General features: G+C 48.1%; 9 protein-coding genes. 6 read left to right on the forward strand and 3 right to left on the reverse strand.

Features of this window, described 5'->3' with window-relative positions; translation table 11 throughout:
• Positions 1-7 precede the first annotated feature (7 nt).
• The gene (locus ACWIP2_RS02770; protein ID WP_448518371.1) at positions 8-1,135 is read right to left on the reverse strand and encodes a serine hydrolase domain-containing protein; all 1,128 of its coding nucleotides are present in this window, start codon (positions 1,133-1,135) and stop codon (positions 8-10) included.
• 210 nt (positions 1,136-1,345) lie between these two features.
• On the opposite strand from ACWIP2_RS02770, the gene ACWIP2_RS02775 reads away from it, so the two are divergent.
• Positions 1,346-1,678 (forward strand): hypothetical protein, encoded by a 333-nt coding sequence (locus tag ACWIP2_RS02775; RefSeq protein WP_448518372.1) that lies wholly within the window; start codon positions 1,346-1,348, stop codon positions 1,676-1,678.
• Here ACWIP2_RS02775 and ACWIP2_RS02780 read toward each other — a convergent pair.
• Positions 1,675-2,655, reverse strand: coding sequence for a PorP/SprF family type IX secretion system membrane protein (locus tag ACWIP2_RS02780; RefSeq protein ID WP_448518373.1), 981 nt, complete (start codon positions 2,653-2,655; stop codon positions 1,675-1,677). The genes ACWIP2_RS02775 and ACWIP2_RS02780 overlap by 4 nt on opposite strands.
• A 128-nt stretch (positions 2,656-2,783) precedes the next feature.
• On the opposite strand from ACWIP2_RS02780, the gene ACWIP2_RS02785 reads away from it, so the two are divergent.
• From ACWIP2_RS02785 to ACWIP2_RS02805, 5 genes are read left to right on the forward strand one after another with little or no spacing between them, the layout of a single operon-like run.
• Positions 2,784-3,104 carry an SCP2 sterol-binding domain-containing protein gene (locus ACWIP2_RS02785; RefSeq protein WP_448518374.1) on the forward strand — a complete coding sequence of 107 codons (321 nt, stop codon included), beginning with the start codon at positions 2,784-2,786 and terminating at the stop codon, positions 3,102-3,104.
• Positions 3,105-3,106: 2 nt separating this feature from the next.
• Positions 3,107-3,451 (forward strand): hypothetical protein, encoded by a 345-nt coding sequence (locus ACWIP2_RS02790; protein WP_448518375.1) that lies wholly within the window; start codon positions 3,107-3,109, stop codon positions 3,449-3,451.
• Complete coding sequence (locus ACWIP2_RS02795) at positions 3,448-3,945, forward strand: NADH-quinone oxidoreductase subunit C (RefSeq protein WP_448518376.1); 498 nt, start codon at positions 3,448-3,450, stop codon at positions 3,943-3,945. The genes ACWIP2_RS02790 and ACWIP2_RS02795 overlap by 4 nt, the downstream gene beginning before the upstream one ends.
• Before the next feature lie 17 nt (positions 3,946-3,962).
• A complete protein-coding gene (locus tag ACWIP2_RS02800; protein WP_448518377.1) occupies positions 3,963-4,955 on the forward strand; it encodes an aminodeoxychorismate synthase component I in 993 nt (330 codons plus the stop codon).
• Complete coding sequence (locus tag ACWIP2_RS02805) at positions 4,939-5,535, forward strand: aminotransferase class IV (RefSeq protein WP_448518378.1); 597 nt, start codon at positions 4,939-4,941, stop codon at positions 5,533-5,535. The genes ACWIP2_RS02800 and ACWIP2_RS02805 overlap by 17 nt, the downstream gene beginning before the upstream one ends.
• Positions 5,536-5,546: 11 nt before the next feature.
• Here ACWIP2_RS02805 and ACWIP2_RS02810 read toward each other — a convergent pair.
• On the reverse strand, positions 5,547-7,625 hold a 2,079-nt coding region (locus tag ACWIP2_RS02810), incomplete at its 5' end, for a caspase family protein (RefSeq protein ID WP_448518379.1).

Here is a 7,625-nt window from a genome sequence, read left to right on the forward strand (position 1 = left end):
GTTTAGGTCAATAGTTCGCGCAGCGTACCTCGCTGTTATTCAGAATGCGGTTGATAGCATGAACCATATACCATGAGTTAACTTTATTGGCATGGTGCAGGGAGATAATCGTGCGGTTGCAATCAACAATACGAATGAGCATAGGCGTTGCCCCTTGCCAGAAACCTTTGTGGTAGATGATTCTTTCGCCAAAGTCTGTCTGAGAAATTCGCCATCCGTAACCATAGTTAAACTTCTCCTCGCCGAGCGTAATGCCTCGTTCAAAGGCTGCTTCAAGTGTTTTTTGTCCAACAAGTACATCTGTATAGAGCGCCCTATCCCACTTGAACATGTCGTCAACTGTAGAAAAAACACCTTTATCACCCAAAATACCATCGCGACTTTCTTTTTCGCGCAACATTTTGGCATGCCGCTGTGGGCTGTAGAGGTAGGTAGAGGTCATACCGATTTTATCAAAAATATTTTCCTGCATAAAATCAGTAAACGAACGCGCCGTAACGCGCTCAATAATCAGTGGCAACAAGGCGTAACCCGTGTTGCAATAGCGATGTTTTTTGCCGGGTTGAAACTCCAAAGGAATGCGATATTTGGCAAGTATTTGTAACAAATCTTTATTGGTCAGGTAGTCGCTTTTGCGAAAATATTTTTCAAACACCTTTGGGCGGTTCAGGTAGTCGGGTAGCCCCGAGGTGTGATTCAACAAATGACGAACAGTAATACCCTTGTAGGGCAGTTCAGGCAGAAACTTCCGAATATCATCATCGAAATTTAGCGCCCCTTGCTCAATCAGTATGAGTGTAGCAACTGCTGTAAAAGGTTTGGAAACCGAAGCGAGCTGCATTTCGGTATCAACAGAAAAGGGCTTACCAGCTTCTATTTTAGAATATCCGTAGGCTTTTTTGAAAACAATTTTCCCCTCGTCTGCTACCAGTATAACACCGTTGTACCTGCCCTGCCCCGAAAGACTGTCCATTAGCAGGTGCAACATGCTTACTTGATAATCTTTTTTACATTGTGCGATCAACGTCAACCGATCGTTCGCAGGCGACTCCGCCTTTGTCTTCAAAAAAGGTACGAGCGGATGAGCGGCTATATTTGTGAGCGCAATCAGCAAATAATAAGTAAAGAGTTTCATTTTTTAGCCTGACTTTCCATTCAAATACAACAAAAAAGGATTATTGCCTTCTGACAATACTTACATGGGGTAAAAATGTGCCATTTTTGGAATTTAAGCGTTGATTGGCGGGTTTGTCCAAAAATAACATATGTAGAGAGAAATGCAATAGCCTCTTGTGGAAAATTGGCATCAAAATAGATATTGGCTTGGTATCCTTTTAACAACTACATGAAATACATTTGGGTAGTTCTTATTTGCACTGTTACCTGTTTGTCTGCTGCCGCACAAAATACACGGGCAGGTAAATCCTCATCTGAAAGCAGAAATTCACAGGTTTTCATGCGCGAACAGTCGGATGCAAAAAAGTTCGGTTTGCGCTACAAAAAAGCCCCTACGCACAATGCCTATGCCGAAGCGCGCCTGAAAGAGCGTCAGAAGATAGCTGAGGAAATGAAAAAGCCGCAATATGCCGATAAAATGTACTTCGGACACAAGCGACCGCCCAAAAAGCGCCCCCTGCACAAACGCAAGTTTTGCAAAGAGTGTGGCATAGTACACTAAAAAACAATAGGGCAGTTGACTTGCTTGCTGCCGCGTTTGCGTCGTTTGTCGGCAGGCGCGTAAATCAGCGAGATCTCGTGCGCCCCACCCGAGCCGTTGAGCGTAGAGATAGTTATGTCGTAGCTATAGGTAATTGTCAGCGAATTTTTCAGCCGTAGGCCAATTAAACCTGCAAGAGCATCTTGGTTGATGTTGCCGCGCACGTTCCGGCTGATCGGCAGCCCGCGATACCAAAGCCCCACGATGAGCGGATCGTAGTAAAAATTTGCACCAAGATCTAACTGCCTGAAAGCGCCCTGTTGCTGGTAGAGCAGCGCCGGCGAAAGGGCTATTTGATTATCACTGCCCGGATCTAAGTCTATCCTGTAGCCTGCCTGTGCTGAAAAACGCATATTTAGCCTTTCCGTACCCTCCAGCAGCCCTACAGAAGGGCGCGTCAGGTGGTAGGCAGCCAAACCCAACCAAAAATCGGAACGATGCAGCACGGCCCCTGCCGAAAAATCGGGATAGACAATCGTCGGTTGTGCAAGCATCTCTGCCGTTGGTCCTCCGCTGCGCAGTTGGTCTTCAAATACAAAGTTACCAAAGTCGGTGTTGCGCACCCCGATCCCTGCCTGCAGCCCCATGCGCAAGACCATATTGCCGCGCAAACGCGCGCTGTAAGCATAAGAAATATTGAATTGCGTAGCGCTCATTGCCAATGCGCCTATCCTGTCTTGCGAAAGCATCAGGCCTAATCCACTGTCATAATAGTCTAAATTATAGTCAGCGGATACCTGATTGATTTGATAAGCTCCCGGTATCTGAGGCCATTGATTCCTGTAAATAGTGCTTAGCCTGAAATGTGGCGTAGCACCTGTAAGCGCGGGATTCAGGTACAGCGGAGCGGCGTAAAACTGTGTAAAATTAGCATCCTGTCCCCAAGATGTCTGCACACATAGCAACAAGACCAACACAAACGAGCCAACTTTTTTCATCAAGTAAATGTAAGGCGACTGATCACAAATCACTACAAGAACAGTACAAAAAATTTGCCTACTGCGATTTTGTATTGCATCTAAATGCTTATCTTTGAACTAACCTTGAGATAGAGCCATATAAAACCATGCACACCTTAGCAACATTTACTGAAGACGTTCGCACAATTGTAGCCAATAACCCACAATTCAAAGGAACTGTCAAATTTGTATTACCCGAAGGAAATGTTTACATTCATGCCGATACAGAACCCGCTTATGTAGATAATTCCGATGCGGATGCCGATTGCGCTATCAAATTATCATTAGATACAGCCTACAAATTAATGTCAGGCGAATTGAACAATTTCACGGCATTTACACTTGGTAAATTGAAGGTGTATGGTAGTATGGGTAAGGCCGCTGTTATCGGTCAGATTCTGAGTGATGTAGCTAAAGTCAAAAAATAAGTATGTTCAAACTACCAACCATTAGTAAACTACCGCAACACAAGCGATTCAACTATGAGCCTCGTCACTACGATCCGGAGATGGAGGAGATCAAACAACGCATAGCTGAAGCAAAAGCGCGTGTGCGATTAGACAAGGAAAGCGCTGATTACCAACCCGAACACTCGCTGCGAGGGGCTATCAAGAGGCAGTCGAGGCTTAGAAGAAAAGGTGCAGACTTTTCGCAGTTGCTTTTTGTAAGTGGCTTCGGGGGTGTTTCCTATGCCTATATTGCCTATGGTAACGGTGCATTGCCGCTCATACTGGTGCTCATTTTGGGCTACATCTGGTACAAAATACGCAGATGATTGATATTCAGACACTTTCAGATGCTATCCAGCAATTTATCGGGAGCGATAACTTGTTGTCGCAAGAGTTTGGTAGCAGACAAAGCACTTTCACAGTAAAGCCCGAAGTACTCGTCGGGTTGTGTGAATGGCTGCAGCGCGATCATTATTTTGACCATTTGAATTGCATTACGGCCGTAGATAACGGTGAAAAAGCAGGAACAATAGACCTGATTTACCACCTAACTGCCTTAACGCAAGGTACGACTATTGCGCTCAGAATCGTTATTCCGCGCGGAAACCCGCCACAGGATCTGCCGCAAGCTCCCAGCCTGACCGGGTTGTGGCGCACCGCCGACTGGCACGAACGCGAGGCATACGATCTCTTTGGCATAACTTTTACAGGCCATCCCGATCTGCGACGCATTCTCTTACCCGCCGACTGGCAAGGCTACCCCCTCCGCAAAGACTACGACGAACAGGAAAACTATCACGGTATCAAAGTAAAGTATTGATTAACACGATATTATCTGTGCGATCCGGACTTCAAAAGCTTACACGGGAAGAAGCAATTGCTGCCATGAATCAGTACGGCGCATCACATATACCTTTCATTTTTGTGATAGATTATGCCATGCAGCAATGCCTTGTGATTCCCTTACAGGAAGCAAGTCCTGATAAAATTCTTTACTACATCAACGGCTTTAGCAATGCGCCAAGTCGTGATCAAAAGCGCCGAGTGCTGCAATTGGAAAAATCGCCACTCTCATTTGAGAGATACCTCGAGAAGTTTCAGGCAGTCATACACCATATCACCATTGGCAATACTTATCTCTTAAATCTGACCTGTGCCACACCTGTCAAATGTAATCTTTCCTTGCAGGAAATTTTTACAATTAGTGCAGCCAAGTACAAACTTTACTTGGCCAATGAGTTTGTATCTTTTTCGCCCGAAACTTTTGTGCAAATCAAAGATCAGCAGATTCTTTCCTGCCCTATGAAAGGTACCATCAACGCAGCAGTACCTAATGCGCGCGAACTGATTCTGGCAGATCTAAAAGAAACCGCAGAGCATCATACGATTGTAGATCTGATTCGCAATGATTTGAGCATGGTTGCCAAAAAAGTGCATGTAGAAAAATTTCGCTATGTGGATACGATTCATGCACATGATAAAACACTGTTGCAGGTGAGTTCGCGCATCGTTGGCGATCTTCCCGATGGTTATGAGGAGCATCTGGGTGATCTGCTGTTTCGCCTGCTGCCCGCAGGTTCTATCAGCGGCGCACCTAAGCAGAAAACGACCGAAATTATTGCCGCCGTAGAAGACTACGAGCGCGGCTACTACACTGGTATTTTTGGTATTTTTGATGGTAAAAATTTAGACAGTGCTGTAACAATCCGCTTCATTGAACAAGGCAGTGAAGGCTTATTGTTTAAAAGTGGAGGCGGCATTACTTCACACAGCAGCGCAACTGCTGAATACAACGAACTGATTGAGAAAATATATGTCCCTCTTGCTTGAGACTATCCGACTTGTCGAAAGAAGGCTGCAAGCACTCCCCTACCACCAACAGCGCGTCGAGCGGACAATGCGGCAGTGTTTTCCACAGCAATCCCCGATTTTATTATCAGCATCAATCGAAATACCCGAAGACCTAACCCACCATGTTTACAAATGCCGCGTACTTTACGATACCCAAATCAGACAGGTGGAATACCTTCCCTACACTATGCAACCTGTACGCTCCTTAGCACTTGCAACTATTTCATCTTCAGTAGATTATTCCGTTAAGTGGGCAGACCGCCGTTGGCTGCAACAACTCAAAGCACAGTATCCAACCGATGACATTTTGATGGTGCGCGAGGGGCTGATTACCGATACCTCTTATGCTAATGTTGCGCTTTGGGACGGTAAACAATGGCTTACACCTCGCCTGCCACTGCTTGCAGGAACTAAACGGGCACAACTGATAGATCAAAAAATACTTATCCCGGCAGATATACAGACAAAAGATCTGCAAGATTTTCAGTATTTGAAACTGATTAATGCGATGATTGATTTTGAAGAAGCGCCGCTAATCGCAATTTCTGATATTCGATAGTTTTTATCAACTCACTTCCCCCGACTAATAAACACCTGCCTGTACACTTGCCAGCCGCCCATGCCTGTTGAGCGGGTTTCTGCGCTGCCTAAAAGCAGGTTGGAAAGGGGATGTTCGGCGGCACGGGTTTGTACGCCTTTCTGCTGCAACAGGAACGGATCGGGCAGCGGCTCAGAGGTGAGCAAGGTGATGTAGGTATCTGCACCGAAGGGGGGAGTTACGCGCAGCAGTCGCTCCGGCCCAAGGGGGATTTGTTCGGGGCGCTGACCAGCAGGCGGCAGGAAGTTTTCCACGTTGCCGCTGCGGGGATAGAGTAGCGAAGTATTGCCTTCCGCATCCAGCACAAATACATACACCCATGCGCGTTTGCCATTCCACGAGGCAGCAGCGGCAGTATCCAATTGCAGGCGAATGCCAAAAGATTGCCCTTCGATCAGTGTATCTCCCCTGTGGATTTGGCGGGTTTCGGCGTTGTACAATATTAGTCGATAAGGGAATTGCTGCTCGCCCTGTGGATTTTCAATGGTTAATAAATTTTTGATTCGCGCTAATCTTATTAGATATTCGCCAATTATTTTAATAAACGATGCGTCATTGACTGCTACTGCTGCCGATTGAGCGGGCATTGTCGCTGTCTCTGTGCCTGCTTCTTCGCGTAGCCACGCATAGCGAATGCCCTCGCCATAGAACCCGCCGAGCAGGTAATCCGCAGCGCCTGTATCGCTTATCCACTGGACGGTGTAGCGGTTGGTCATATTTTTTTGCAGCGCCTCAGCCAGACTTTCAGGCACGGGCAACTGCCAGTAAATCGCCTGACCCTGTGCGGCATCTATCGGCAGGGCTTCCAAAGTTGCCGCCTCTGCCACCGTTTGCCCTGTTGTATTTTGCAACTGCCAACGCTTGTTGCGGTACAGCAACGCAAAAGGCGCGCTACTTTCGTCGCTCAATTGGATATTGGAACGCGCTGCACGGGCTGCAAAATCTGCCGCCTGCTGCGCTAATGCCTCTGCGGTTAGTGCAATAGCAGGCACTTGTACCCGCAAACGGTTGCGTTCGGGTGTCGCCCAGCTGACTACCTCCCACGCATCACCGATTTGGATGCTGCGCTCATCGCCCTGTTCTACCACGCAAAGCGCCCGATTCACGCCCAGCAGTTGCTTGACCCGCAGACGCGGCGGTGTAGAAAGGCTCAACAAGCGCTTGGATGCAGCGGCAGGTTTCAGTACTGTGTTTTCATAAATGCCAAGCGCGGGACCTCCTTCTATCAGGATACCTCTGTCGGTTTTTGTTGCTACAGTTACTGTCAGGGCGGCTTCTTCTGATGCCTCTTCGGCACGCAGGCGGACAAAGGGCTGCTGCCTGCGCTGTTCGTTGCTCAGCAAAACAGGCTCCTGTTTCAGCCCCATAAATTTGAGTTGGGCGCGGGTACGCAAAAACAGCGATTGGATGCTTTCCCACCTGCCCGATTGCCGCAGCGCTTGCATGAAAGCGTAGGTAAAAGCCCCATGCGGATTGCCTTTACTGTCGTAATATTCCTGCGCGGTTTGGAAATCCTGCGCGGCGGTCAGGATAAGCACGCCGGCATCTTCCAACGGCGGCACATCCAGACTATCTTCCAGCACCGCCGCCGAAGGTTCTACTTTGCGTATTTTACCGATGCGTCCGCCGGCGGCACGTGTGGCAGAACCGCTATGGCAACTGTCAAAAATCAGGGTGATAAGAACGCCCGCTTTGGCGTAGGGATACACCATGCGGGCAATTTCTTTGTCGCGAATGTCGTATAATTTACCATCTATGCTGCCGCGCCACGCATCGGCGGGGACAATAGTTTCGTCTAATTTGTCAGGCTCGCGCGAAAGCGGGTTGCGCACCTGAGAGCCGTGCCCTGCATAATAAATCAGCACCTGCTCGCCCGGTTTCGCCCTTTGCAAAACAGTCTGCAACTCCTTGCGGATGCGTTCCGCCGTCGCCTCGCGGTCGGTCAGCAGTTGCACATCCGATGCCCGAAAGCCAAACCGCGCCGTCAGCAGCATTTTGAATGCCAGCGCATCATTCACCGCGCCGTCTAAGTCGCCAAATCCCCTGACCTG

It is taken from the genome of Rhodoflexus sp. (assembly GCF_053489755.1).

What these genes read in the sequence shown, in the direction of transcription:
- ACWIP2_RS02780 (WP_448518373.1), bottom strand. Translation starts at nt 2,655, where the DNA reads ATGAAAAAAGTTGGCTCGTTTGTGTTGGTCTTGTTGCTATGTGTGCAG.
- ACWIP2_RS02805 (WP_448518378.1), top strand. Translation starts at nt 4,939, where the DNA reads ATGTCCCTCTTGCTTGAGACTATCCGACTTGTCGAAAGAAGGCTGCAA.
- ACWIP2_RS02785 (WP_448518374.1), top strand. Translation starts at nt 2,784, where the DNA reads ATGCACACCTTAGCAACATTTACTGAAGACGTTCGCACAATTGTAGCC.
- ACWIP2_RS02775 (WP_448518372.1), top strand. Translation starts at nt 1,346, where the DNA reads ATGAAATACATTTGGGTAGTTCTTATTTGCACTGTTACCTGTTTGTCT.
- ACWIP2_RS02795 (WP_448518376.1), top strand. Translation starts at nt 3,448, where the DNA reads ATGATTGATATTCAGACACTTTCAGATGCTATCCAGCAATTTATCGGG.
- ACWIP2_RS02770 (WP_448518371.1), bottom strand. Translation starts at nt 1,135, where the DNA reads ATGAAACTCTTTACTTATTATTTGCTGATTGCGCTCACAAATATAGCC.
- ACWIP2_RS02790 (WP_448518375.1), top strand. Translation starts at nt 3,107, where the DNA reads ATGTTCAAACTACCAACCATTAGTAAACTACCGCAACACAAGCGATTC.